General features: G+C 69.9%; 21 protein-coding genes. 7 read left to right on the top strand and 14 right to left on the bottom strand.

What is annotated here, in order from left to right; genetic code table 11:
* The first annotated feature begins 5 nt into the window (after nt 1–5).
* Together IWX89_RS03935 and IWX89_RS03930 are read left to right on the top strand one after the other, a co-directional pair.
* Nucleotides 6–797: a 3-oxoacyl-ACP reductase gene (locus IWX89_RS03935; RefSeq protein WP_196902275.1), complete on the top strand. Its 792-nt coding sequence runs from the start codon at nt 6–8 to the stop codon at nt 795–797.
* A 64-nt stretch (nt 798–861) separates the two neighbouring features.
* On the top strand, nt 862–1,608 hold the full coding sequence (locus IWX89_RS03930) for a FadR/GntR family transcriptional regulator (protein ID WP_196902274.1): 747 nt from the start codon (nt 862–864) through the stop codon (nt 1,606–1,608).
* 25 nt (nt 1,609–1,633) lie between these two features.
* Here IWX89_RS03930 and IWX89_RS03925 read toward each other — a convergent pair whose 3' ends face one another.
* The 3 genes from IWX89_RS03925 to IWX89_RS03915 form a co-directional block, all read right to left on the bottom strand.
* Complete coding sequence (locus tag IWX89_RS03925) at nt 1,634–1,957, bottom strand: DUF4190 domain-containing protein (RefSeq protein WP_231382868.1); 324 nt, start codon at nt 1,955–1,957, stop codon at nt 1,634–1,636.
* Between the two features lie 118 nt (nt 1,958–2,075).
* Nucleotides 2,076–3,533 carry an NCS2 family permease gene (locus IWX89_RS03920; protein ID WP_196902273.1) on the bottom strand — a complete coding sequence of 486 codons (1,458 nt, stop codon included), beginning with the start codon at nt 3,531–3,533 and terminating at the stop codon, nt 2,076–2,078.
* Between the two features lie 115 nt (nt 3,534–3,648).
* Nucleotides 3,649–5,220: a carboxylesterase/lipase family protein gene (locus IWX89_RS03915; protein WP_196902272.1), complete on the bottom strand. Its 1,572-nt coding sequence runs from the start codon at nt 5,218–5,220 to the stop codon at nt 3,649–3,651.
* A gap of 60 nt (nt 5,221–5,280) precedes the next feature.
* On the opposite strand from IWX89_RS03915, the gene IWX89_RS03910 reads away from it, so the two are divergent.
* On the top strand, nt 5,281–6,558 hold the full coding sequence (locus IWX89_RS03910; protein WP_196902271.1) for a uracil-xanthine permease family protein: 1,278 nt from the start codon (nt 5,281–5,283) through the stop codon (nt 6,556–6,558).
* Between the two features lie 300 nt (nt 6,559–6,858).
* Here the strand turns inward: IWX89_RS03910 and IWX89_RS03905 are convergent, their stop codons facing one another.
* The 3 genes from IWX89_RS03905 to IWX89_RS03895 form a co-directional block, all read right to left on the bottom strand.
* Nucleotides 6,859–7,191, bottom strand: coding sequence for a peptidase (locus IWX89_RS03905; protein WP_196902270.1), 333 nt, complete (start codon nt 7,189–7,191; stop codon nt 6,859–6,861).
* A complete protein-coding gene (locus IWX89_RS03900; protein WP_196902269.1) occupies nt 7,188–8,378 on the bottom strand; it encodes an inorganic phosphate transporter in 1,191 nt (396 codons plus the stop codon). Before IWX89_RS03900 ends, IWX89_RS03905 begins: the two co-directional genes overlap by 4 nt.
* A gap of 115 nt (nt 8,379–8,493) precedes the next feature.
* Nucleotides 8,494–8,967, bottom strand: a complete 474-nt coding sequence (locus tag IWX89_RS03895; protein WP_196902268.1) for an 8-oxo-dGTP diphosphatase — start codon at nt 8,965–8,967, stop codon at nt 8,494–8,496.
* 78 nt (nt 8,968–9,045) lie between these two features.
* On the opposite strand from IWX89_RS03895, the gene IWX89_RS03890 reads away from it, so the two are divergent.
* Nucleotides 9,046–9,300, top strand: coding sequence for a mycoredoxin (locus tag IWX89_RS03890; protein WP_134510281.1), 255 nt, complete (start codon nt 9,046–9,048; stop codon nt 9,298–9,300).
* Between the two features lie 125 nt (nt 9,301–9,425).
* On the opposite strand, the gene IWX89_RS03885 is transcribed toward IWX89_RS03890, so the two are convergent.
* The 4 genes from IWX89_RS03885 to IWX89_RS03870 all read right to left on the bottom strand — a co-directional run bounded on the left by IWX89_RS03885 (nt 9,426) and on the right by IWX89_RS03870 (nt 15,232).
* Nucleotides 9,426–10,454 carry a 6-phosphofructokinase gene (locus IWX89_RS03885; RefSeq protein ID WP_196902267.1) on the bottom strand — a complete coding sequence of 343 codons (1,029 nt, stop codon included), beginning with the start codon at nt 10,452–10,454 and terminating at the stop codon, nt 9,426–9,428.
* Between the two features lie 109 nt (nt 10,455–10,563).
* Complete coding sequence (locus IWX89_RS03880; protein WP_196902266.1) at nt 10,564–12,744, bottom strand: DEAD/DEAH box helicase; 2,181 nt, start codon at nt 12,742–12,744, stop codon at nt 10,564–10,566.
* A gap of 185 nt (nt 12,745–12,929) precedes the next feature.
* The gene (locus IWX89_RS03875; protein WP_231382866.1) at nt 12,930–13,283 is read right to left on the bottom strand and encodes a DUF6804 family protein; all 354 of its coding nucleotides are present in this window, start codon (nt 13,281–13,283) and stop codon (nt 12,930–12,932) included.
* Nucleotides 13,283–15,232: a DUF2207 domain-containing protein gene (locus tag IWX89_RS03870; protein WP_196902265.1), complete on the bottom strand. Its 1,950-nt coding sequence runs from the start codon at nt 15,230–15,232 to the stop codon at nt 13,283–13,285. Before IWX89_RS03870 ends, IWX89_RS03875 begins: the two co-directional genes overlap by 1 nt.
* 80 nt (nt 15,233–15,312) lie before the next feature.
* Between IWX89_RS03870 and IWX89_RS03865 the strand changes: the two genes are divergently transcribed.
* The 3 genes from IWX89_RS03865 (at nt 15,313) to IWX89_RS03855 (ending at nt 17,791) form a co-directional block, all read left to right on the top strand.
* Nucleotides 15,313–15,591, top strand: a complete 279-nt coding sequence (locus IWX89_RS03865) for a metal-sensitive transcriptional regulator (RefSeq protein ID WP_196902264.1) — start codon at nt 15,313–15,315, stop codon at nt 15,589–15,591.
* 65 nt (nt 15,592–15,656) lie between these two features.
* Nucleotides 15,657–16,124 carry a VOC family protein gene (locus tag IWX89_RS03860; protein WP_196902263.1) on the top strand — a complete coding sequence of 156 codons (468 nt, stop codon included), beginning with the start codon at nt 15,657–15,659 and terminating at the stop codon, nt 16,122–16,124.
* A 110-nt stretch (nt 16,125–16,234) separates the two neighbouring features.
* Nucleotides 16,235–17,791, top strand: a complete 1,557-nt coding sequence (locus IWX89_RS03855) for an HNH endonuclease signature motif containing protein (RefSeq protein WP_196902262.1) — start codon at nt 16,235–16,237, stop codon at nt 17,789–17,791.
* 54 nt (nt 17,792–17,845) lie between these two features.
* On the opposite strand, the gene IWX89_RS03850 is transcribed toward IWX89_RS03855, so the two are convergent.
* The 4 genes from IWX89_RS03850 to nudC form a co-directional block, all read right to left on the bottom strand.
* A complete protein-coding gene (locus IWX89_RS03850) occupies nt 17,846–18,406 on the bottom strand; it encodes a GDSL-type esterase/lipase family protein (RefSeq protein WP_196902261.1) in 561 nt (186 codons plus the stop codon).
* 50 nt (nt 18,407–18,456) lie between these two features.
* Nucleotides 18,457–19,995, bottom strand: coding sequence for an SDR family oxidoreductase (locus IWX89_RS03845; protein ID WP_196902260.1), 1,539 nt, complete (start codon nt 19,993–19,995; stop codon nt 18,457–18,459).
* 944 nt (nt 19,996–20,939) lie between these two features.
* The gene (locus IWX89_RS03840) at nt 20,940–22,655 is read right to left on the bottom strand and encodes an ATP-dependent helicase (protein ID WP_134510639.1); all 1,716 of its coding nucleotides are present in this window, start codon (nt 22,653–22,655) and stop codon (nt 20,940–20,942) included.
* A complete protein-coding gene (nudC, locus tag IWX89_RS03835) occupies nt 22,646–23,626 on the bottom strand; it encodes an NAD(+) diphosphatase (RefSeq protein ID WP_196902259.1) in 981 nt (326 codons plus the stop codon). The genes IWX89_RS03840 and nudC overlap by 10 nt, the downstream gene beginning before the upstream one ends.
* Between the last annotated feature and the right edge of the window lie 5 nt (nt 23,627–23,631).

Raw genomic sequence — 23,631 nt, 5'->3', positions numbered from 1 at the left:
ATCCCATGAGCAGCATCACCCCCATCGACCTCACCAGGCGGCTCGCCGGCAAGGTGGCCGTCGTCACCGGCGGCGCCAGCGGCATCGGCCTGGCCACCGCGCGGCGGTTCGCCGCGGAGGGTGCCACCGTCGTCATCGGCGACCTCGACGAGAAGGCGGGGCTCGCCGCGGCCGAACTCGTCGACGGCCTGTTCGTGCGAGTCGACGTGACGGATGAGGACGAGGTCAACGCTCTCTTCGACACCGCCTACCTCACCTACGGGTCCGTCGACGTGGCCTTCAACAACGCGGGGATCTCCCCGCCCGACGACGACTCGATCGAGACGACCGAGCTCCCGGCCTGGCAGAAGGTGCAGGACGTCAACCTCAAGTCGGTCTACCTCTGCTGCCGGGCCGCGCTCCGTTACATGGTCAAGCAGGGCAGCGGGTCGATCATCAACACGGCCTCGTTCGTGGCCGTGCTCGGCTCGGCGACGAGCCAGATCTCCTACACCGCGTCGAAGGGCGGCGTGCTCGCGATGAGCCGGGAACTGGGCGTGCAGTTCGCCCGCCGGGGCATCCGGGTGAACGCGCTCTGCCCGGGGCCGGTGAACACCCCGCTGCTGCAGGAGCTGTTCGCGAAGGACCCGGAGCGTGCGGCCCGGCGGCTCGTGCACATCCCGGTCGGGCGTTTCGCCGAACCGGAGGAGCTCGCGGCCGCCGTCGCGTTCCTGGCCAGCGACGACTCGTCCTTCATCACCGGCTCCACCTTCCTGGTCGACGGGGGCATCAGCTCGGCCTACGTGACGCCGGTCTGAGCCGGAACGTGGTGGACTGAAGGCCCGGGTGACCGGGGAACACGCACGAAGCAGGGACGACACCATGATCGACGACCAGCCAGGCCTGGACAGCGGGCTGCTGCTGCGCCCCGTGCACAGCGGCAACGCGTTCGAGGAGACCGTGCAACGGCTGCTCCAGACCGTGCGGCTGGGCCTGATCGGCCCGGGTGAGCGGCTGCCGGCCGAGCGGGAGTTGTCCGCCATGCTGGCGGTGAGCCGGGACACCCTGCGAGACGCGATCGCCTCTCTCGCGGAGGCCGGCTACCTCGTCTCGCGGCGCGGCCGCTACGGCGGGACCTTCGTCAGCGACGAGCTGCCGGCGCAGACCCCGGGGGTCGACCCCGGCGGCGAGCTGGTGGCCCGGCGCGAGATCGGCGCGGCGGAGATCGAGGACATCCTGGCTTTGCGGGAGATCCTCGAGGTCGGCGCGGCCCGGCACGCGGCCGGCCGCGCCCTGACGCCGGGCGAACGCGAGGTGCTCTGGAACAGCCTGAGCGACTCGATCGGCGCCGCCGGCGAGGACTACCGCCGGCTGGACTCCCGGCTGCACCTGACCATCGGCGAACTGGCCGGGTCGGCGTCTCTCCTGCCGCTGCTGGCGGAGGTGCGGATGCGGGTGAACGAGCTGCTCGACAACATCCCGTCGCTCGGGCCGAACATCGCCCACTCGGATCTGCAGCACGAGCAGATCGTCACGGCGATCCTGACCGGCCGGGCGGATGCGGCCGCGCAGGCGATGACCGAGCATCTGGCCGGCACGGCCCTGCTCCTGCGCGGCTTCCTGGAATGAGCCTCGGCCGGGCGCCCGGCGGGTCCTAGAAGACGAAGGCGAACGGCAGCAGTGCGAGGCCGAAGCCCAGGGCCAGCAGCACGACGATGACGGCGCCGGCGAGCATCACCGCGTTGAGAGCGATGCCCCACAGCGCCATCGTGCGCGCCTGCGGTTCCCGGCCGAGGGCGAGGATGCCGGTGATCAGCCCGGCGAGCGGGGCCAGGAACGTCCAGCCGGCCAGGATCGAGACCAGTCCGAGCACGAGGCTCGACACGGCGAGGGGGCTGCTCGGGGCGGTGGCCTGGGGGCCGGTCGGTGCCGGCTGGGGGAATGACACCGGCGCCTGGTCCGGGGCGATGGTTGACATGGGTGATGCTCCTTCTGGTTGGGAGAGCCGCAGCTGCGGCTCTCCCCATCACGTTACGGGCGCCCCGGAACACCGACCATGGGGTTAGCCCCCGAATCGACCCGGGGGCTCCCGGCGATCAGGCGCCGAGCAGCGCCTGGATCGGTCCGCGCACGAAGTAGACCAGGAACCCGGCCGCGACGATCCAGAGCAGCGGGCTGATCTCCTTCGCCTTGCCCGAGAACGACCGCACCAGCACCCAGCTGACGAAGCCGGCGCCGATGCCGTTGGCGATCGAGTAGGTGAGCGGCATGACGATGATCGTGAGGAACACCGGGAAGACGATCGAGAACTCGGAGAAGTCGATGAAACGGATCTGCGACACCATCATCGCGCCGACGATCACGAGGGCGGCCGCGGCCACCTCGAGCGGCACGATCTGGGTGAGCGGCGTGAAGAACATCGCGGCCAGGAACAGGGCGCCGGTGACGACGTTGGCCAGGCCGGTGCGGGCTCCCTCGCCGATGCCGGCGCCGGATTCGATGAACACGGTGTTCGAGGACCCGGAGGTGGCCCCGCCCATGACGGCGCCGACGCCCTCGACGATCAGCGCGGACTTGAGCCGGGGGAAGTTGCCCTTCTCGTCGGCGAGCCCCGCCTCGTTGGCCAGGCCGGTCATGGTGCCCATCGCGTCGAAGAAGTTGGTGAAGACGAGGGTGAAGACCAGCATCATCGCGGCGAGCACGCCGATCCGGTCGAAGGCGCCGAAGCTGACCTGGCCGATCAGGCTCAGGTCGGGCAGGGCGACGACGGTGGTCGGCAGCACGGGCGCGTTGAGGTTCCAGCCGTCGGGGTTCTGGCCGAGCGACGGGCCGACCTTGAAGATGGCCTCGAGGATGACGGCGATGATCGTGGTGCCGAGGATGCCGATCAGCAGCGCGGCCTTGACCTTGCGCGCGACGAGGATGCCGAGGATGATCAGGCCGATCACGAACACGGTCGTCGGCAGGCTGACGATCGAGCCGTTGTCGCCGAGCTGCACCGGCGGGGATGCCGTGCCGCTGGAGCGCACGAAGCCGGAGTCGACCAGGCCGATGAAGGCGATGAACAGGCCGATGCCCACGGTGATGGCGATCTTGAGCTGGCGCGGGACCGCGTTGAAGATGAGTTCCCGCAGCCCGGTGGAGGCGAGCAGCACGATGATCAGGCCGTTGATCAGCACGAGGCCCATCGCCTCCGGCCAGGTGACCTGGCCGACGACGCTGACCGCGAGGAACGAATTGATGCCGAGGCCGGCGGCGAAACCGAACGGCAGCCGGGCGATCACGCCGAAGAGGATCGTCATGACGCCGGCGGTCAGGGCCGTGACGGCCGCGACCTGCGCGTTGGGCAGCCAGCCGCCGACAACGTCGACCGACGCCTGGTCGGCGCTGAAACCACCGAGGATGAGCGGGTTCAGGATGACGATGTACGCCATCGTGACGAAGGTGACCAGTCCGCCGCGGATCTCCCGGCCCCAGGTGGAACCGCGTCCCGTGATCTCGAAGTAGCGGTCAAGCCTGGCCTTCGCGCCCGGCTTCGGGGTGGGCTCGGCCATGGTGTGGGTCTCTGTTGCAGAAATGGTGTGCTCCTGGTGTCCGACTCAGCGTATTTTCAGTTCCCTAGTTTACGGCCCGCCGGAGCGCCCGCCCGACGCAGCCCTCGTGCGGGGGTCAGACGTGGGGCACGAACTTGCCCCAGGCGACCCGGCGGTCGCCGAGCGGATCGGATTCGACCCGGTCGACGGCGTCGATGATGAGCGTGCGGCGGCGGGCCTCGTCGTAGGGCGGCCACGCCGCATCCGGTTCCCCCGTGGCGGCGAAGGCGAGCCACCAGCGTTGCATCCGCGCGCCGATCGCCGCGAACGCCCGGCGGCCGCCGAGCGCGGTCATCGACCGGCCGAACCAGCCGTCGAGCCGGTCGAACAGGGGGAAGAGCTCCAGGCCGTGGGTGGCGTCGAGGCCGAGCAGCCGCACCAGCCGGGGCGCCGCGTCGAAGCGGTAGAAGTAGACCGGCGCATAGCGGGAGTGCCGCTCCCCCACCTTCACGCTCGGATACCAGAACGAGAAGTCGCCGCCGAAGTCGAGCGCCGGCCGCAGCGCGGGGATGCCCGGGTACTGCGCCTTGAGCGCCCGGCGGGCCTTCTTCTTGGTGTTGACGAAGATCGCCCTGATCCGTTTCGGCGTGGTCGCCAGGATGTCGATCCGGCCGTTGAACAGCGAGCCCTCCCGCGCGTTCGTGCCGATGATCAGGGGGATCCGGTGGGCACGTCCGCCCTTGAATGCGTCCAGCGGCCGCTCGGGAAGGAACGTGCCGTCGATCACCGGCGAGAGCGGGATGGTGCCGGGGTACCGGTCCGGGGCGAGCAGGGTGAGCTCGGTGGTCGCCGCCGCGAGCACGGCCGGGTCGACGGCGAGGAGCAGCGAGGCCGCATCGGCGGCCGGTCCCTCGGCCGCGCCGCCCGTGCCCTGCCCGGTGGCGCGCCGGAGGATCTCGACGAAGTCGCGGGCCCACTCCCCGGACTGCTCCGGCAGGTAGACGGCGTTCGGCGGGGCGCTCTGCGCGATCGCGCGCTGGAACAACCCGGCGGCACTCGGCACGGTCATCAGGGTCGTCACCGCGTTCCCGCCGGCCGACTCGCCGAACAGGGTGACGGCATCCGGGTCGCCGCCGAACCGGCGGATGTTCTCCCGCACCCACTGCAGGGCCGCAACCTGGTCGCGCAGGCCCAGATTGCTCTCGAACGGGCGCTCGGCGCTGCCGTAACGGCTGAAGTCGAGGTAGCCGAGGGCGCCCAGACGGTAGTTCAGGCTGACATAGAGCACCCCGCCGCGCCGCACCAGACCCTCGCCCTGCCGGGGCACCTCGCGGGAGGACCCCACGCTGTAGGCGCCGCCGTGGATGAAGACCATCACCGGCCGGAGGTTGCCCGGGTCGACGGGGGCATCGGGGGCGATCACGTTGAGGTTGAGGCAGTCCTCGCCCTGCGGGATCCTCGGGTGCGCGCCGATGAACTGGCCGCGGTGGCTCTGCGGCGCGACCGGCCCCCAGCGCTGGGCGTCGCGCACCCCCGGCCAGGCCGGGGCAGGCTGCGGAGCCCGGAAACGGAGCGCCCCCACCGGCGCCGCCGCGTACGGGATGCCCCGCCAGGCGCGCACGCCGCGCTCCCGGATCCCCCGCACCGTGCCGGTCGAAATCGGGATGTCGAGCGTGTCTTCGCGGGTGGTCTGCACGGGTCGGGTCACCGTCCGATCCTAATTCTTCACTACGATCGCAGGAGACGTCAGACAAGAAACGAGACACACATGGCACTGCCCTGGACCCTGCACGGCGACGGAAAGACGGTCGGAGCCCAGGATGTGGTCGGCCCGGGCGAGCGCCTGAACTGGCCGCTGACCATCGGGATCGGCGCCCAGCACGTGGTGGCCATGTTCGGGGCCACCTTCCTCGTGCCCCTGCTCACGGGCTTCCCGCCGAGCACGACCCTGCTCTTCTCCGGCATCGGCACCCTGCTGTTCCTCCTGATCACGCGTAACAAACTGCCCAGCTACCTCGGCTCATCGTTCGCGTTCATCGCCCCGATCACCGCCGCGACGGCCACGGCCGGGATGGGCAGCGCCCTGTTCGGCATCGTCGTGGTCGGATTCCTGCTGGCCGTCATCGGCCTGGTCGTGCAGCTCACCGGGACCGGCTGGATCGACACCCTGATGCCGCCCGTCGTGTCGGGCGCGATCGTGGCCCTGATCGGGTTCAACCTGGCCCCGGTCGCGAAGAGCAATTTCGCCGCGGCCCCGCTGACCGCGATCATCACGCTCGCCGCCGTCATCCTCTCCACCGTGCTGTTCAGGGGCATCCTCGGCCGGCTCTCGATCTTCATCGGCGTCGTCATCGGATACCTGGCCGCCGTGTCGTTCGGCGAGGTCGACTTCGGCAAGGTGGCCGCCGCGCCCTGGTTCGGCCTGCCCCAGTTCACCGGTCCCGCGAACCCGTTCGAGAACCCCGCCGTGTTCGGCCTGCTGCCGGCGTTCCTGCCGGTCGTGCTGGTGCTGGTCGCCGAGAACGTCGGCCACATCAAGGGCGTCGCCCAGATGACGGATGCGAAGGTGAACCGGTACACCGGTCGCGCCCTGATGGCCGACGGGCTGGCCACCATGCTCGCCGGGTTCAGCGGCGGGTCGGGGACCACCACCTACGGCGAGAACATCGGCGTGATGGCAGCCACCCGGATCTACTCCACCGCCGCGTACTGGGTGGCCGGCATCGTCGCGATCCTGCTGGGCCTCTCCCCCAAGATCGGCGCCGTGATCAACACGATCCCGGCCGGCGTGCTCGGCGGGGTCACCACCGCGCTCTACGGCCTGATCGGCATCATCGGCGTGAAGATCTGGCTCGACAACAAGGTGGACTTCAGCCGGCCGGTCAACCAGTTCACCGCCGCGACGGCGCTGATCATCGGCATCGCCGACTACACCTTCACCATCGGGTCGCTCAGCTTCAACGGGATCGCGCTCGGCACGATCGCCGCGATCGTGATCTACCACCTGATGAGCTGGGTCGGCCGCCTGCGCGGCACCGACCGCTGACCCCCGCCCTCGCCCTGCCGGCACCCCCGGCAGAGCGTGTTCCGAATTCAGGAGAACAGCCCGGATGCCCGGCCGTGGCAGACATCCGTCGCACTGTTCCGGGCCCAACTCCTGAATTCGGAACAGAACTGGCTGACGGTTGGGACGACCGGGAGGCGAGGCGACCGGGAGGCGAGACCTCCGACAACCCAGGCCGGACCTGTGCCGAATTCAGGAGAACAGCCCGGATGCCCGGCCCAGGCGGGCATCCGTCGCACTGTTCCGGGCCCAACTCCTGAATTCGGAACGGAACGGAACGGGCTAGCGGTGCAGGGCCGGGACGATCAGGTAGACGCCGTAGAGCACCGCTCCGACGCAGAGCACGAAACAGGCGTAGGCGCCGACGAGGGCGAGCCGCTTCTGGCCCACGGTGAGCGGGTTGGCGGATGCCGTCTTCCGGGCCCGCTTGGCTTCCTTGGCCGCCCGCTTCGGGGTGAGGATGGTGATCGCCCCGGTGAACGACTGCGGGTCGACGACGAGGGCGCGGCCGGCGCTGGTCAGCAGCCGGAGGCCGAGGGAGTACAGGCTCACCACCACAACGGAGCCGAGGAGCGACGCCCCGGCGACGACGACGAATGCTGCCCAGTCGATCACAGCGCGACCTTCTTCCGGTCCCGGCGCGCGATCTTGCGCGGTGTCTTGCGGATCTTGACGACGCGGCCGGCGTCATCGATGTCGTGCAGGTTGTCGTGCGAGATGCGGCTGCGCTGGGCGCGGCGGAACAACAGCACGACGACGAGCGAGCCGAGGAGCAGGTCGATCACGATGCCGACCGGCCCGAGCAGGGCGAAGCCGGCGGCGAAAGCACCCATGATGGCGGAGGCCGGCAGGGTGAGCACCCAGCCGAGCGCGATCTGGCCGGCCATCCCCCAGCGCACGGTGGCGCCGCGACGGCCGAGGCCGGAACCGATCACCGAACCGGAGGCCACCTGGGTGGTGGAGAGGGCGAAGCCGAGGTGACTGGAGGCGAGGATGGTCGCCGCGGTGCTGGTCTCCGCCGCGAAGCCCTGGGCCGGCTTGACGTCGGTCAGGCCCCGGCCCATGGTGTGGATGATCCGCCAGCCACCGGTGTAGGTGCCGATGGCGATGGCCAGGGCGCAGACGACGATGACCCATAGCTGGGGGCCGCTGCCGACCGACTGCACGCCGCCGGCGATCAGGGTGAGCGTGATCACGCCCATCGTCTTCTGCGCGTCGTTGGTGCCGTGGGAGAGGGCGACGAGCGAGGAGGAGAATATCTGGGCGTAGCGGAAACCGCCCCGGCCGTCCGCGCGGCCGGCGTCACGCCGGGTGATGAAGTAGGCGAGCCGGGTGGCGATGAACGCGACCACTCCCACGGTGAGCGGCGCGATCAGCGCGGGCAGGATCACCTTGGCCACGACCACGTTGTAGTCGACCGACTGGAAGCCGATCCCGATGATCGCCGCGCCGATCAGTCCGCCGAACAGGGCGTGGCTGGAACTGGACGGCAGGCCGCGCAGCCAGGTGATCAGGTTCCAGACGATGGCGCCGATCAGTCCCGCGAAGATGATCTCCGGGGTGATCTGCACCCCGCCGTCGCCTTCACGGATGATTCCGCCCGACACCGTCTTCGCCACCTCGGTGGAGAGGAACGCGCCGACGAGGTTGAGCACGGCGGCCAGGCCGACGGCGACCTTGGGGCGCATGGCGCCGGTCGCGATCGGGGTTGCCATCGCATTCGCGGTGTCGTGGAACCCGTTGGTGAAGTCGAAAACCAGGGCCAGTGCGATGACCAGCACAACGATCAGGGTGAAATCCACCGGCATCTCTCTTGACTGTGTTGAAGTTGGAGTGCCGAATCCGTTCGCTTCCCCGCGGAGGCCGTGCGATCAAGCTTCTCCACTGATCCTGACAGCCTGAGGCAGGCAGGTCAATTCAGCTCCGCGCGACCACGGATGCGAGGTCCTCGCCGAAGGTGAAGGTGGCCCGCACCGGGATCCCGGACAGCACCCCTGGCAGCCAGTGCCTGGCGTCGTCCCACATCTCGTCAACGGGCAGGGACGCCACGTCGAACCACTCGGGATCCAGCTCGTCGGACTCGCGTGGAATCCCCTCCCACCGGGCGCAGACGAAGACGGTGGACTCCTGGCTCCAAGACTCCCGGTGCGGGAACAGGTAGGTCAGCACACCGAGGGGCGAGAGATCGGCCTCCGCGACGGACAGGCCGGACTCCTCCTCGATTTCGCGCACCGCCGCCTGCACGGGGGTCTCCCCCGGCTCGAGCTTGCCGCCGAGGCCGACGATGTTACCGAGGCCCAGGCCTTTCTTCTTGCGGCCGAGCAACACCTGGAGAGCCCCGTCAGGGCTCCGCCGGGTGAGGTAACAGGCGCACACCTGGGGAAGGGCCATTGCCCCATGGTACCGGCGCCGGCGGGCTGCGACGGGGGCCCCAGCATTGCCCGGGCCGGGCCTTGTTAGGCTTCGGGGATGAACTTCGTGCCCGCATCCGGAACCATCACCATGTTCACGACGACCTGGTGCGGCTATTGCTCGCGCCTGAAGTCCCAACTCGACCGGGTCGGCATCGGCTACACCGAGGTGAACGTCGAAGAGGTCGACGGCACGTCAGAGCTCGTGATGAGCCTCAACGGCGGCAACCGCACTGTCCCGACCGTGCTCTTCCCCGACGGGTCGGCGGCAACGAACCCGTCGCTCGCGCAGGTGCAGGCCAAACTGGCCTGAGCCCGAGCCGGGAACCAACGGGAACCGACGACGGAACCGAGGCAGAACCGGCGAAGGGTCCCGAACCGGACTCCCGCGATGCGGGAAGAACGGTTCGGGACCCCTCGGTGCCGGTCCTGACGGGTTTAGCCGAAGAGAACGGCGGCCTCGTCGTAGCGGGCCTGCGGGACGGTCTTCAGGCCGATGGTGGCGTCGGCGATGCTGACGATCTCGATGTCGGTGCCGCGCAGCGAAACCATGGAGCCCCACTGGCCGGCGTAGACGGCGTCGACGGCTGCCATTCCGAGGCGGGTGGCGAGCACCCGGTCGTAGGCCGACGGGGCACCGCCGCGCTGGGTATGCCCGAGCACGGTCGCGCGGGTCTCGATGCCCGTGCGCTCCTCGATCATGGGGGCGATCATCTCGCTGATGCCGCCGAGGCGGGGGCGGTTGAACGCGTCGAGGCCCTTGGTGGAGAGGGCCTCATCCATGCCGGCGAGCTTGAAGCCCTCCGACACGACGAGCACGGGTGCGCGGCCGCGGTCGCGAACGTGCAGCACCCAGGCGCAGATCTGGTCGATCGTCTGCGGCTGCTCAGGGGTGAGGATGGCGTGGGCTCCACCGGCCATGCCGGCGTGCAGGGCGATCCAGCCCACGTGGCGGCCCATGACCTCGACGATCATGCAGCGGCCGTGCGAGTCCGCGGTGGTGCGGAGGCGGTCGATGGCCTCGGTGGCGATTTCGACGGCGGTGTTGAAACCGAACGAATAGTCGGTCGCCTCGAGGTCGTTGTCGATCGTCTTGGGGACGCCGACGATCTTGATCCCGGCATCCGTCAGACGGCGTGCCGCGGTGAGGGTGCCCTCGCCGCCGATCGCGATGATCGCGTCGATGCCCTCTGCGTCCATCGTCTTCTGGATGTTAACGGGGCCGCCGCGATCGCCCTCGAACGGGTTCGTGCGCGAACTGCCGAGGATCGTGCCTCCCTGGCGGGAAAGACCGCGCACGCTGTGCCGGTCCAGGGTCATAAAGTCGCCCTCTACAAGGCCTTTCCAGCCGTTCCGAATGCCGACGAATTCGGCATCGAGAACGCGAACGCCTTTAAGGACGGAACCGCGAATAACGGCGTTCAGTCCTGGGCAGTCTCCACCGCTGGTGAGGATACCAATTTTCATTTTGTGACAGCTCCTTCATGCACGATTAACCATGTCGGCGCCTTCACCGCCTACTAATGATGGTCCCGTAATGGGCCCGGATTCAAATCAACGCCGGTGAGGGGCGCTCCTACAGCTCCCCGTCAAGTGCCTGGGTGAGCAGATAGATCAATGCGCTGGCCTGAACGGAGTCGGCGGACGAGATCTCGTCCTCTGCCCCGTCGAGCGCGCGGGCCGCGAGGCCCTGCTTGCTGCCGATCAATTCGGCGATGCGAGCGTCGATGGTGTGGGCGGCGATGATCCGCCACGCGGTGACGGGTTCGTCCTGGCCGATCCGGTGCACCCGGTCGATGGCCTGCGTCTGTTCGGCGGCGGTCCAGCTGAGCTCGGCGAGCACGACGTTCGACGCGGCCTGCAGGTTGACGCCGACGCCGGCCGCGGAGAGCGAGCAGACCACGACGGCGACGCCCGGGTCGTTGTTGAACGAGTCGATCGCGGCCTGGCGGGCCAGGGCCGTCTGGTCGCCGCGCAGTGAGACGGAGCGCAGGCCGCGCTTGGCGAAGATGTCCTCGGCGGCATCCATCACGTCGATGTGCTTGGCGAAGAACACGACCTTGCCCACCGAGTGCGCGAGCTGCACGGTGTAGTCCGCGGCGAGGCCGGCCTTGGCCTGGCCGATCTTGCGCACCATGGTGAAGACGTTCTCCCCCGTGGTCTGGCCCTTCGATTCCTCGAGTTCGGCGTGAGCGACGGCGCGGATGAATGCGGCACGCTGCTCCTCGGTGAGCACGGGGTGCTTCTCGCCCGGGTGCCGGGCGGCGACGAGGCCGTTGTACCGGGTGACCAGGCGGGCGGCGAGTTCGCGCTCGGCCTGGCGGATGGACCGGCCCAGGTCGTCGTCGAGTTCGACCGGGAGGTCGGCGATCCGCTTGGCCGGCAGGTCGGCGGCGACGTCGATCTTGCGGCGGCGCACGATGCCCATGTCGATCACGGCGGCGCGAGCCTCGGCGTAGAAGCCGGGGTCGGCGGGGGTCAGCCCGGTCGCTTCGAGCCGCTGCATGAGCTTCGGGGTGGGCTTGTCGCCGTCGATCCAGCCGAGGAACTGCCAGATCGCGCGGAAGTCGTCGACGTCGTTGATCAGCGGCGTTCCGGTCAGCGCCATCAGGAGCGGGTTCCCGCCCGGGGTGCGGCGGCGGATCTGCTCGGCCAGGGCCAGCACATGCTTGGACCGCTGGGACTGCAGGTTCTTGATGAAGTGGGCCTCGTCGACGACCATGCCCTTGAAGCCGAGCGTTCCGAGCCAGGTGCGGTGCCGGTCGAGCACGTCGTAGTTGACGATGACGACGTCGGCGAACGCGTCGAGGGTCTGGCCGTCGCCGTGGATGACGGTGGCCCTGCGGTGCGGGGTCCACATTTCGACTTCGCGAACCCAGTTCATCTTGACCACGTTGGGCACGATGGCCAGAAGCGGGTAGGCGCCGGCGACGGATGCCGCGAGCAGGCTCTGCGCCGTCTTCCCGAGCCCGGGCTCGTCGGCGAGCAGGTAGCTGCGGTGGCCGAGACGCGCGCTCTCCACGAACCGGGCCTGGTGACGCATCAGCTCCATCCCGGGAGGCGACAGCCGGTCAACCTTGGGTGCTTCCGGCAGGTCCATGCTGGCGGCCTGGCCGCCGGACCCGTACTCGAAGGACTTGAACAACGGGCCGATCAGGTCCCAGTTCGCGAGCCGGCGGGCGGAGACGACGGGGCGGGCCTGGGCCGCGCTGAAGTCGGGCGCGAGGAACGGGTTCGCGAGCTGACGTGCCTTGACCGACTGCGGGACGACCTGGTTCTCGGCGACCTCGGGCTTGGCCTCCGGTTCGCGGGTGATGATGAGCTCGTCGGGGCTGAGCTCGGCCCCGGATTCGAGCAGCCAGTCACGGCGGAACCGCTGCGCGACGGTGGAGACACCGGCGTCGGGTTCGAGCAGGGTGATCAGGCTGGTGTCGCGGGCGGCCGTCTTCGCGAGGATCTGGGCGATGCCGTCGAGGCGTTTGAGCAGCTCCGCCCGGTTCGCGTCCGTGAGTTCCTTGTCAGCCTTGACCCTGGCGCGCTCCTCGCGCATGAGCAGGGCGATGACCTGGTACTTGGTGCGGTTGGTCGGGCCGAGCTTGCCACCAGTCTGCGCCTTCGCTTCCACTTCGCGCACCTTGCGGGCGAGGATGGGGATGATGGGCGCGTCGTCGTCACGGGAACGGGGCCGCTGCCTGGCGCGGCCTCCGGCCGCGGCACGGTTGTTCGAACCTGCGGCCTGCTGGCGGGTGTATGCCATTCTTCTCCAACTTCACAGCAGCACGGCAGACGGAGCCGCGCTCGTCGTGGTGCGGCATCCGTGGACGCCGGTGCGATCGATACGCCGAACCCTGAATCGAACACCGCGTCAACCATATTCGTGCAGCTCACGTTTTTCGGGGAGCGGCACGGTCAAGACGGTGGCCGGGCTTTCAAGGCGCTGATTCAGTCTACGCCCGCGCCACCGGCCCGCTGCACCGGTACTTTGGTGAGCACGCCGACGACGATGAAGACCAGCGCGGCCGCGAATTGGGCGGACACCCAGCCCTGCCCGTGCAGCGCGATCACGAAGACCGGGTTCCACAGCACGGCGATCGGGCCGAGCAGGAGCAGCCACCACCAGGACCGTGCCTGCCAGGCGAAGACGCAGATGATCAACGCCAGGATGCTCACGGCGTAGCGGATGACGATGTAGCCGGGCGAATCGAGCAGGGCGAGGCCGCCGAGCAGCGCCATGGCGCCGAGCAGGCCCGGTGCGAGCGCGGACCGGGTGAAGGTGGGAGCAACAGGAGTGCCCATCAGACGCCCCCTCCCCCGCCGCCGCCGCCGCCCCCGCCGACGGAACCGCCGCCTCCCCCGCCCGAGCTGGACGAGCTGGACGCCGTTCCCGACCAGGCGGCCGAGGTGGAACTCGCGAACGAGCTGATGCCCGCCGCGAAGTAACCGGCGTTGAAGCCGGCACTTCCGGCGTACCAGTCCGGCTGGGTGCCACTGCGCGTGTAGTACTCTCCGAGCACGCCGGACCACTCCTTCTCCTGGCCGAACAATACGGCGTACGGCAGCAGCCGTTCGTAGAGTTTCAGCACCTGCAACGGCCGGTTCGGATCCATCGCGCCGGCCGGCAAGCCGGTCGCGTCGAGCCCGGCGTCGGCCAGCACCTCGGCCGGCTCGGGCCGGTACGGCGACCGGAGGGCGCCGACCGGGCTCTGCAGAACGCGCAGCCGGTCGGCTTCGGCCACGCCGATGTAGAGCTTGACGCCCTTGAGGTAGTCGCGCAGCTCCGAGCCGGCCGCGGTGAGCGGCCGCACGCTCCCGGCCATGATCATGGTGACCGCGGCGAAGAGGATGCCCAGCACGAGCACCAGGGCCGGCCACCCTCCGCCGATCTCGGCGACCAGGCCGATGATGCTCGCGACGATCGCGATCACGGCGCTGGCCACGGCCGCGAACAAGAGCCAGCGGCGGGTCGAGCCGCCCTTGTGTTCCCGGAGGCCGTCAATGAGCATCCGTTTGCGGTTGGTGCGTTGTTCGGCCAGGAGCGCGGTCGCCAGTCCCGTGTCCTTCGCTTTCAGGTCGCGCAGCGTGCCGGGGGCGAGGCCCGGGAAGAGCTTGGCGAGCACCGCGTGCTCGGTCGGGTCGAGACCGCGGGAGTACCGCAGCTCGAGCAGGTAGTGCTTCTTGCCGTCACCCTCGAGCACCCGCACGTTGCCGCGCACGGCGAAGGAGAGGAATTGGGCGGCCATGGCCTTGGCGGATGCCGCTGACACGTCGCCGGCCTGGAGCAGGTTGACGCCCTTCGGCGGCAGGTACTCGGCAATGATGGTGGGGCGCCCCGGCGCGTTGCGCCAGCGGGTGGCCCGTTGCACGGAGGCCATGATCGCCCCGATCAGGCCGATCAGGGCCGCGCCGAGGCCGATGCTCGGGAACGGGTTCGCCGTGAAGGACGAGTCCCGGGGCACGAAGGTGCCGGGTTCGAACGCGACCACCATGGTGAGTCCCTCGTGCGGGCCGAGGGCTCCGGCGGTTGCCGTGACCTGGCTTTCGTCGGCCGAACTGGTCAGGCCGGCGCAGGCAGCGGAGGAGTCGATGCCGCCCTGGTAGCAGTCCGTCTGGCCGGTGAGCCGGGGCACGAGCGCGTCGGCCACGGTCAGCGTTGCCGAGACGTCGCCGAACGGCTGGTTCCAGCCTGTGCCGTTGACCTCCCAATAGAACTCCTCGTCGTTCGCGTTGTCGGGAACGAGGGTGACGTCGATCTGGCGGTAGGTGATCACGTAGGTCTGCGCGCCGTGCACGAAGTCGTCGGCCGCGATCGTCAAGGTGAGGAACTCGGGCCCGTTGTCGCTGGTGGTCTCGCTCTCCGAGGCGCGGGGCGTGCCGTTCTCGTCGGTGACGCTGACCAGGGTGAGGCCGGTCGGGTGGCCGTCGTAGTGGGTGGGGATGGCACGACGGATGCCGTGGTTCTGGTCGATGTCCGGGAACCGGGCCACGATCGTCTCGGTGGTGGTGAGGCTGGAGTGGCCGTCCGCGGTGAGGCCGAGCCGGAACTCGGAGTGCCAGGAGTCGAAGGTGAAATCGTCGGTGCCGGAGCGGAGAGCGCCGGGGGCAGCCGCCGGCTGTCGAGGGTTCGTCAGGCCAGGCACCGAGGCGCTGGCCGGTGATGAGGCCGTCCCCCCGAGCAGCACGAGAGCCCCGAGCGAAACCGCGAGCACCAGTGAACCGGACAGGAGAAGGCGAACCAGGCGACGCATGCCACCAACTCTACTCAGGGCAGCCAGACCGATCCGCCGGTACCCCACCGGGGTACCGGGAACTGCGGTACTCTGAAGCCATGATCGAAGACATCAAGAAGCGCGCGCTGCACCGCGCCCGCATCCTCGAGGGCCAGATGCGCGGCCTGGAGAAGATGATCGAGAACGAGGAGTACTGCATCGACATCCTCACCCAGTCCCTGTCGATCCAGAAGTCGCTCGGCTCGCTGAACAAGCTGCTCGTCGACAATCACCTGCAGACCCACGTGACGGCCATGTTCGAGGCCGGCGGCGAGGAGCGCGAGACCGCGATCGCCGAACTGCTGAAGGTGTTCGAGCTCAACAACAACCGGGCCTGACCGGTTCGACGTCGAGCCCCGGGGCGCGGCCGGTCCGCGGGCCGGCCGCGACCATACTGGGAGGCGTGGACAACCAGACGGAACGAACCATCAGGGAATTCCCCGGCCTCGTGCCGGAACTGATGGTCGGCGACCTCGCCGCCAGCCTCGGGTTCTGGGTGACGCTCTGCGGGTTCGAGGTTCTCTACGACCGGCCGGAGGAGGGATTCGCCTACCTCCACTGCGGAACGGCCCACCTCATGCTCGACCAGATCGGGATCGGCCGCGACTGGGTCACGGGCACCCTGGACCGGCCCCTCGGCCGCGGCGTGAACTTCCAGGTTGCCGTTCCGGCGATAGCACCCCTGGTCCATCGCCTCTCGGCGGCGGACTGGCCGCTCTTCCTGGCCCCCGAAACCGAGTGGTACCGAACGGGTGACACCACAGCCGGGGTGTCGCAGTTCCTGGTCCAGGACCCGGACGGTTACCTCGTGCGCTTCTCCGAATCGCTGGCCGACGTGGGCGACGCCCCAGCGAAGGCGGCATCGGCCTGACGCGCGCCCGCATCCACGCGGACGCCCTGACTCGAACATAAACTTGATTCTCTTCTAAAATTCAGTGACAGAGTCTCGACTTTATGTTCGATTCGGCGTACACTGATGGCATGGCAGGAGCCTCGGATCCGCAGTCACAGGCCGCCCCGGAAGGGGCGGCGAATCGGTCGGCGTTCGGCCTGGCCGGCTCGAAGTCGGCTGCCGATCCGGCTGGGTTTGATACGGCAGGGTCTGATCCGGCACGGCTGATCGGGCGGGCGCGGGAGGCCGTGGCCGCGGCCCTCGACGGGATTTCATTCGGGTTGCTCAGCGACACGGAAGCGGTCGCGGTGCTCGGCGCGGTCGAGGACCTCGGCCGGAGGGTGGACGCGGCCCGGGTCGGAGCGGCGGCGGAGGTCGGTTCCCGAGCCCGGAACGGCCTGGGCCATGACTCGCTGGCGTGGAAGCTGGGCTGCCAGGGGCAGGTCGACCTGATCACCCGGGTGACTCGGGTGTCGGGCCGGGAGGCCACCCGCCGGCTCCGGCTCGGCGGCAACGTGACCGAGCGGATGAGCGGGGCGATGCTGCTCCCGCCCTACTACCCGGCCGTGGCGGCCGCCCTGACCTCCGGGGCCCTCGGGGTAGACGCGGCCGACGCGATCGTGACCGCCCTCGACCAGGTCGGCCCGCGGGTCGCCCCCGATGACCTGCACACAGCCGAACGCGCCCTGGTCGCCTCGGCGACCGGCGCGAGCACCGACGAGACCCGCGGCCTGCCCGGCGAAGGATTCGCGTTTCCCGCCGACCTTGTCCGCGGGCTCGCCGGCCAGTGGCAGGCCCGCCTCGACCCCGACGGGGCCGCCCCCAATGATTCCCTGTTCGAGCCCCGCAGCACGGTCAGCTTCGGCCGTCTCACCCGGGGCGTGTACCCGCTGCGGGGCCAGGTCACCGCGGACCTTCGCGGCATCCTCAACGGCGTCTTCGATTCCTACCTCTCCGCGCACGCCGCCCCCGCGTTCCCGACCGAAGAAGAACAAGCCCTGATCCAGGGCGGGGAGCTGGTTCCCGGCGCCGACGGCGCCGCCGCCCGCGGTGACGACCGCACCGGCGGGGAGAAACGCGCCGACATCCTCCGCGGCGTGTTCTCCGCCGCCGCCCGCCACCCCGACACCCCGCGCATGGGCGGCGCCGCCCCCACCGTGATGGTGCACGTGAACGCCACCGACCTGGCTGCCGGCACCGGGGTCGGCTGGATCGACGGCGTCGACGCACCCGTGTCACTGCGGAACGTGAAACAACAACTCTGCACCGGCGGCTACCAGAAGATCATGTTCGGCGAGAACGGCGAAGTGCTCTACCTCGGCGGCAAGAAACGCTTCTTCACCACCGCGCAACGCAAGGCCATCGCCGCCCGCGACGGCGGATGCATCATCCCCGGCTGCAGCGTGGCCGCCCACTGGTGCGAAGTCCACCACGTCATCCCCTGGCAGAAACACGGAAAGACCGACATCGACAACGGTGTGCTCCTCTGCTGGTACCACCACCACAGCATCGACACCTCCGGCTGGCTCATCCGCATGATCCGCGGCAAACCCCAGGTCAAAGCACCCGCCTGGGCCGGAACCACCACCACCTGGCAGCCCGGCGCCACCCACCGCGCGCAGCAGGCCAGCCACAGCCGCAGCTGAGCCGGTGCCCGGGGGTCTCGACAGGCTCGACCACCGCGCGCTCGACCACCCGGGCTATACGTGCTGGATGGGGATCGCCGTGCTCGACGGCGGCCTCTGGAACAGGAACTCGAGCGCCGGTTTGAGTTCGGCCACCCAGGTCGCGTAGCCGTCATCGGTGAGGTGCAGCCGGTCCGTCGTCAACGCGATCGCGAGCTCGCCATCGGGCTCGGCCATCGACGGCCAGAGGTCGAGGAACTGGGCGTGCTGGGTGGGCGCGAACTGGCGGAGATGGCGGTTGATCGAGCGGAGGAGATGGCAGTAGTCCCGCTCGCGCGGCGGGACCGAGACCACCAGGATCCGGGTAGCCGGCAAATGCTTGCGCAGCTCGACGATGATGGTCTCGAGGTTGCGCACGATGTACTCGTCCGAGCGCCGCCAACCCAGGTCGTTCGTGCCCACCTGGAGCACGACGGCATCCGGTGCCGTTGCGACGATCTCCGGGAGCGAGGCGACCACCTCCTCGGTCGTATACCCGCTCACACCGAGATTCCGCACCTCGTATTCGGGAAGCCACTCGTTCCAGCGTCCCCCGGCGGTGAGCCCATCCCCCACGAACACCACGGTCTGCGACATAACGGCCTCCCTCACGTTCGTTAATCATGCCCCCGGGCGGGGCAGTCGGCCTAGCTCTTTCCGGCCGGCAGCGAGCTGTCTACGACGGCGGCCTCGGCGTCGGCCTCGGCGGCGACGGAAGCCTGCTTCGACGCCGCCGCGGCCGTGATCCGGTTCGCCATGCCGCTGAAGATGACACCGTGGAACGGCAGGATGGAGAACCAGTAGAGCCGGCCGCCGAGTCCGCGGGGGAAGAACACGGCCCGCTGGCGGTAGATCGAACCGCCGTCGGGGGCCGGTTCCGCCGTCATCTCCAGCCAGGCCCGCCCGGGGACGCGCATCTCCGCCCGCAACCGCAGGAACCTTCCGCGATCGATCTGCTCGACCCGCCAGAAGTCGAGCACGTCACCGGTGTGCAGGCGCTGCGGGTCCCGGCGGCCGCGCCGCAGTCCCACGCCGCCGACGATCTTGTCCATCCAGCCGCGCACCGCCCACGCCAGCGGGAACGAATACCAGCCGTTGTCGCCGCCGATGCCCTCGATGATGCGCCAGAGGTCGGCGGGTTTCGCCGCCGTGTGCTTCTCCCGCAGGTCCGTGTAGACGAGGTGGCCGGCCCAGTCGGGGTCACTCGGCAACGGGTTGCTCGAGGCACCCTCGATCGACGCGTTGCGCCAGCTCGTCTCGACGTCCCCGTCGCGCATCCGCCCGAGGGCGAGGCGCACTGCCCGCCGGTACCCGGTGAGGCCGCCGGGCGGGCGCGGGATGTACTGGTCGATGTCGCGCTCGTGCACGACGCAGTCGTTCTGCAGCGAGGCGATGATCGGCACGGCGAGGCTGCGCGGGATGGGGGTGACGAGGTTCACCCACTGCGAGGCGAGCCACGGTGTGAACACGGGCAGCGAGGCGATCGGGCGCTGGCGGAGGCCTGCCTCGAGCGCGTAGCCGTTCATCATCTGGCCGTAGCGGAGCACATCGGGGCCGCCGATGTCGAACGCGCGGTTGACGTCGGCGGGAAGGTCCGCGGCGGCCACCAGGTAATAGAGCACATCGCGCACCGCGATCGGCTGGATGCGGTTGCGCACCCACTTGGGCGCCGGCATGTACGGCAGCACATCGGTGAGGTGCCGAATCATCTCGAACGAGGTCGACCCGGAGCCGATCACGACGCCGGCTTGCAACGCGGCCGTCGGCACGCCGGAGGCGAGGAGGATCCGCCCGACCTCGGCGCGGGACCGGAGGTGCTGGGACAGCTCGGCGGCATCGGGGTGCAACCCGCCCAGGTAGACGATCCGGGAGACCCCGCCCGCGGCGGCGGCGTCGGCCACATTCTGCGCGGCGACACGCTCGGTGCGCTCGAAGTCGCCGCTGGTGCCCATCGAGTGCACGAGGTAGTACACGGTGTCGATCCCGGCGAGCGCCGCCCGTACTCCGGCCGCGTCGCCGAGGTCCCCTTGCACGACCCTGACCTGGTCTTTCCAGGGCACATCGGTCAGTTTCTGCGGCGACCGCACAAGCACGGTCACCTCGTTTCCGGCATCAAGGAGCAGGGGAACAAGGCGCCCGCCGATGTATCCGGTGGCGCCGGTCACGAGAACTTTTCTGGCCGTCATGAGGCCAGCCTAAAGGCGCAATCTGGGTTGGAGCCGAGGATCGGGCGGACCTGTCCGCACGGCCCGCGCCGGCCCGCCGACCCTGTGGATGACTCGCGCGGGCGGGCACGGACTCCGGCATCATCACCGCATGACTCTTCGACTCAACCCCCGTTATCCCCTCGTCTGGCGCACCCCCGACACCATCCAGATCGGCATCGACCATCCCCTCGTCGTGATTTCCCCGGTCGGCGCCGGACAGGAGCACGTCCTCGCCGCCCTGGTCTCCGGGGTGCCGCGCTCCGGTGCGATGATGCTCGGACGGCGGGCCGGGACATCCGAGGCCGCCACCCTGGCACTGCTGGAGTCCCTGCGACCTGCCCTCATCGTCACGAACGAACGGGAGCCGTGGCCCACCGGCGCGGAGCCTGTCCCCGTCGCCACACCGCCGCGCTCCCCCGCCCTCGTCTGCGTGGACGGCGCCGGCCCGACCGCGTTGCGGATCGGAGCACTGCTGCAAGACCTCGGCCTGCTAGTCGTCGGCCCCGCCCACGACCCGGCCCGGCCGAACCGGGCAGCCGTGAATCCTGCCGCGCCGAACCCGCCCGCACTGGCGGTCATCGTCGGCCATTACGCGCTCGAGCCGGCCCGGCACGGCCGCTGGCTGCGCGGGGACGTGCCGCACCTGCCGGTGGTCTTCAGCGACAGCGAGGTGCGAATGGGTCCGCTCGTGGAACCGGGGGCCGGCCCGTGCCTCTACTGCCTCGAGCTGGCCCACCTCGACTCGGACCCGGCCTGGCCCGCGATCGCCTGCCAGCTCCTCACCCGCACCGCCCCCACCGAAACCCGCCGGCTGGGCATCGACGTCGCCGCACGCGTCGCCGGCCTCGTGCAGGACCGGCTCGACACCGGCCGGTCGAGCCTGACCCGCACCTCACTGGTGCTCGACGTGACGACGGGGGTGATCAGGCGCCGCGAGCACCGGCCACACGAGCGGTGCGGATGCCGATCTCTGCCAGGAACCGCGACTGCTCTCGTGGGGAACGCTGCTGGTGGCCCGCCGCCGACCAGCTCAGGCCGAGCCGCCGACGTGCCCGGGTGATGCCCACGTACAGCAGCCTGCGTTCCTCGTCGATCTGGTCGAAGCCGGCGGCGTAACTGATCGGCACCAGCCCCTCGGACAGGCCGACCAGGAACACGGCGTCCCATTCGAGCCCCTTGGCCGAGTGCAGGGTGGCCAGGGTCACGGCCGACACCGTTGGCTCGTGCTGCCCGGCCTGGCGTTCCATCAGCTCGTCCGTGAACTGGCGGAAGGTCGTGCCGGGGGCGGCCTGGTCGACGAGGCCCATGATCGCGTTCAGGGACTCCCACCGGTCGCGCACCGCCCCGGCGGCGTCGGGTGCCCTCTGGCTCCAGCCGAGGGAGCGCAGCACGTCACTGACCGATTTGAACAGGGGTTCGCCGATGATCGACACGGATGCCGCGCGCAGCTGCATCACCGCCTGCTTCACCTCGGCGAGGTCGAAGAACCGCTTCGACCCGCGGATCTGGTAGTTCACGCCGATGTCGCCGAGCGCGGTCTCCAGCGCCGCCGCCTGCACGTTCATCCGGTAGAGCACGGCGATGTTCTCCGGGCGGGTTCCGCCCTCGATCAGGTCGAGGATGCTCTGCGCCACTCCCCTGGCCTCCGCCATGTCGTTCGGGTACTCGCGCACGATCGGCACGACTCCCTCCTCGCTGGCGTGGGCGTGCAGGGTGAGGGCGCCCGCCCGGCCGCGCATCAGCTGGTTCGCCGCGGCCACGATCGAGGCCGTCGACCGGTAGTTCTGCTCGAGCCGCACGACCGTCGCATCCTCCCACCGCTTCGGGAAGTTGAGCAGGTAATCGCTGCGGGCCCCGGCGAAGGAGTAGATGGTCTGGCTGGCGTCGCCGACGACGCAGAGGTCCCGGCGCTCGCCCAGCCAGAGGGTGAGCAGGTCGTGCTGCAGGGGCGACACGTCCTGGTACTCGTCGACGATGAAGAACCGGTACTGCTCCCGCACCTGCAGGGCGACCGACGGTTCCGCCTCGATCATGCCGGCCATGGCGAGCAGCACGTCCTCGAAGTCGATCTGCTTCCGCTCATCCTTGAGCCGCTCGTAGCTCTCCTGCATGGCCATGACCTGGTCGACGTCGAGACGCCCGGGCAGGCTGCGCCTGGCGATGCCCGCGCCGTACTGCTCGATGCTCAGCCCGCTGGTCTTGCGCCACTCGATCTCGGCGGCGAGGTCGCGCAGGGTGGCCGTGTCCAGTTTCAGCTTCAGGGTTTCCGCGGCGTGCCCGAGCAGCCGGCCCTTGCCGTCGAGGATGCGGGGCGCCTGTCCGCCGACGACGTGCGGCCAGAAGTAGTTCAGCTGGGACAGCGCTGCGGCGTGGAAGGTGCGCGCGGCGACCCCGCCGGCGCCGAGCTGGCGCAGCCGGCCGCGCAGTTCCGCGGCTGCGCGGGCGGTGAAGGTGAGGGCCATCACCCGGTCGGGTGCGTAGGCGCCGGTCAGCACGCCGTAGGCGATCCGGTGGGTGATCGCCCGGGTCTTCCCGGTCCCCGCGCCGGCAAGCATGCAGACGGGCCCGACGAGGGCCTCGGCGGCGACTCTCTGCTGGTCGTCGAGGCCGGCCAGGAGCTCGTCGCCGGTCAGCGCCATCCGTGCACCTGGTCCGGTCCGAAGTCGATCGGTTCGCCCAGCCACGCTTCGATGATCGCCCGGGCGATCGACGAGCGTCCCGGCAGGATGATGCTCGCCCCCGCCGCGCGGAGTTCGTCGCGGCTGAACCAGCGCAGGTCGAGGATCTCCTCCCCATCGGGCAACAGCCCGCCCGGCGACTGCCCGTCGGCGAGCCTGGCGGTGAAGCCGAACATGATCGAGGCCGGGAACGGCCAGGGCTGGGAACCCAGGTAGACCGGGTCGGTGACCCGGAGCCCGGATTCCTCGAACATCTCCCGGATCACGGCGGCTTCGAGCGACTCGCCCGGTTCGACGAAACCGGCCAGCAGCGAATACCGGTTGCCCTCCCAGAGCGCGTTCGAGCCGAGCAGGATGCGGTCGTCGGCGTCGGTGATCAGCACGATCACCGCCGGGTCGGTGCGCGGGAAGACCTGGCCGCCGTCCACGGGGCAGAGCCGGCTCCAGCCGGCCGACTCGACCGTGGTCGCGGCGCCGCAGCGCGGGCAGTGCGTGTGCGAGACGTGCCAATTGGCCAGGCCGAGGGCCTCGGTGAAGAGGCCGGCGTCACGGTCGGACAGTTCGGTGGCCACGGTGCGCAGCGACACCCACGCCGCCGGGCGCGGTTCGAGGGTGTGCGCTGCCTCGTCGCCGAGCACGGCGGCCACCAGCCGCGTGCCCACAGGTTCGGCGGCGCCCTCGGCCAGCGACCGGCCGAGGTAGACCCGAACGGTCGCCTCGGGCACCGTCTGCGGCTCGAGCAGGAGGATCCGCGGTGCGTCGGTGCTGCCGGCGGCGGGCGCCAGCAGCACCGAGCCGCGCCAGAGCACGAGCACGCGGGTGCCGGCATCCGCCCACAACTCGTCGAACAGGCCCGGCCGTGACCGGGTCTCATGGTCACGGTCGACCGCGTGACGGGACAGCGGCAACCGGGCCGTGAAAGAGAACGACATGGTGA

The organism is Cryobacterium sp. MP_M3, assembly GCF_015752155.1.
GTDB lineage: Bacteria > Actinomycetota > Actinomycetes > Actinomycetales > Microbacteriaceae > Cryobacterium.
Note: the sequence above shows the minus strand (reverse complement) of the source record. Positions and strands in the feature narration are given on the sequence as shown.

Bases quoted from the DNA above. Each gene is read 5' to 3' on its own strand.
- IWX89_RS03865 (WP_196902264.1), top strand. From the start codon at position 15,313: ATGATCGAAGACATCAAGAAGCGCGCGCTGCACCGCGCCCGCATCCTC.
- IWX89_RS03855 (WP_196902262.1), top strand. From the start codon at position 16,235: ATGGCAGGAGCCTCGGATCCGCAGTCACAGGCCGCCCCGGAAGGGGCG.
- IWX89_RS03840 (WP_134510639.1), bottom strand. From the start codon at position 22,655: ATGGCGCTGACCGGCGACGAGCTCCTGGCCGGCCTCGACGACCAGCAG.
- IWX89_RS03890 (WP_134510281.1), top strand. From the start codon at position 9,046: ATGAACTTCGTGCCCGCATCCGGAACCATCACCATGTTCACGACGACC.
- IWX89_RS03935 (WP_196902275.1), top strand. From the start codon at position 6: ATGAGCAGCATCACCCCCATCGACCTCACCAGGCGGCTCGCCGGCAAG.
- IWX89_RS03880 (WP_196902266.1), bottom strand. From the start codon at position 12,744: ATGGCATACACCCGCCAGCAGGCCGCAGGTTCGAACAACCGTGCCGCG.
- nudC (WP_196902259.1), bottom strand. From the start codon at position 23,626: ATGTCGTTCTCTTTCACGGCCCGGTTGCCGCTGTCCCGTCACGCGGTC.
- IWX89_RS03870 (WP_196902265.1), bottom strand. From the start codon at position 15,232: ATGCGTCGCCTGGTTCGCCTTCTCCTGTCCGGTTCACTGGTGCTCGCG.
- IWX89_RS03885 (WP_196902267.1), bottom strand. From the start codon at position 10,454: ATGAAAATTGGTATCCTCACCAGCGGTGGAGACTGCCCAGGACTGAAC.
- IWX89_RS03875 (WP_231382866.1), bottom strand. From the start codon at position 13,283: ATGGGCACTCCTGTTGCTCCCACCTTCACCCGGTCCGCGCTCGCACCG.
- IWX89_RS03925 (WP_231382868.1), bottom strand. From the start codon at position 1,957: ATGTCAACCATCGCCCCGGACCAGGCGCCGGTGTCATTCCCCCAGCCG.
- IWX89_RS03920 (WP_196902273.1), bottom strand. From the start codon at position 3,533: ATGGCCGAGCCCACCCCGAAGCCGGGCGCGAAGGCCAGGCTTGACCGC.
- IWX89_RS03895 (WP_196902268.1), bottom strand. From the start codon at position 8,967: ATGGCCCTTCCCCAGGTGTGCGCCTGTTACCTCACCCGGCGGAGCCCT.
- IWX89_RS03850 (WP_196902261.1), bottom strand. From the start codon at position 18,406: ATGTCGCAGACCGTGGTGTTCGTGGGGGATGGGCTCACCGCCGGGGGA.
- IWX89_RS03910 (WP_196902271.1), top strand. From the start codon at position 5,281: ATGGCACTGCCCTGGACCCTGCACGGCGACGGAAAGACGGTCGGAGCC.
- IWX89_RS03845 (WP_196902260.1), bottom strand. From the start codon at position 19,995: ATGACGGCCAGAAAAGTTCTCGTGACCGGCGCCACCGGATACATCGGC.
- IWX89_RS03930 (WP_196902274.1), top strand. From the start codon at position 862: ATGATCGACGACCAGCCAGGCCTGGACAGCGGGCTGCTGCTGCGCCCC.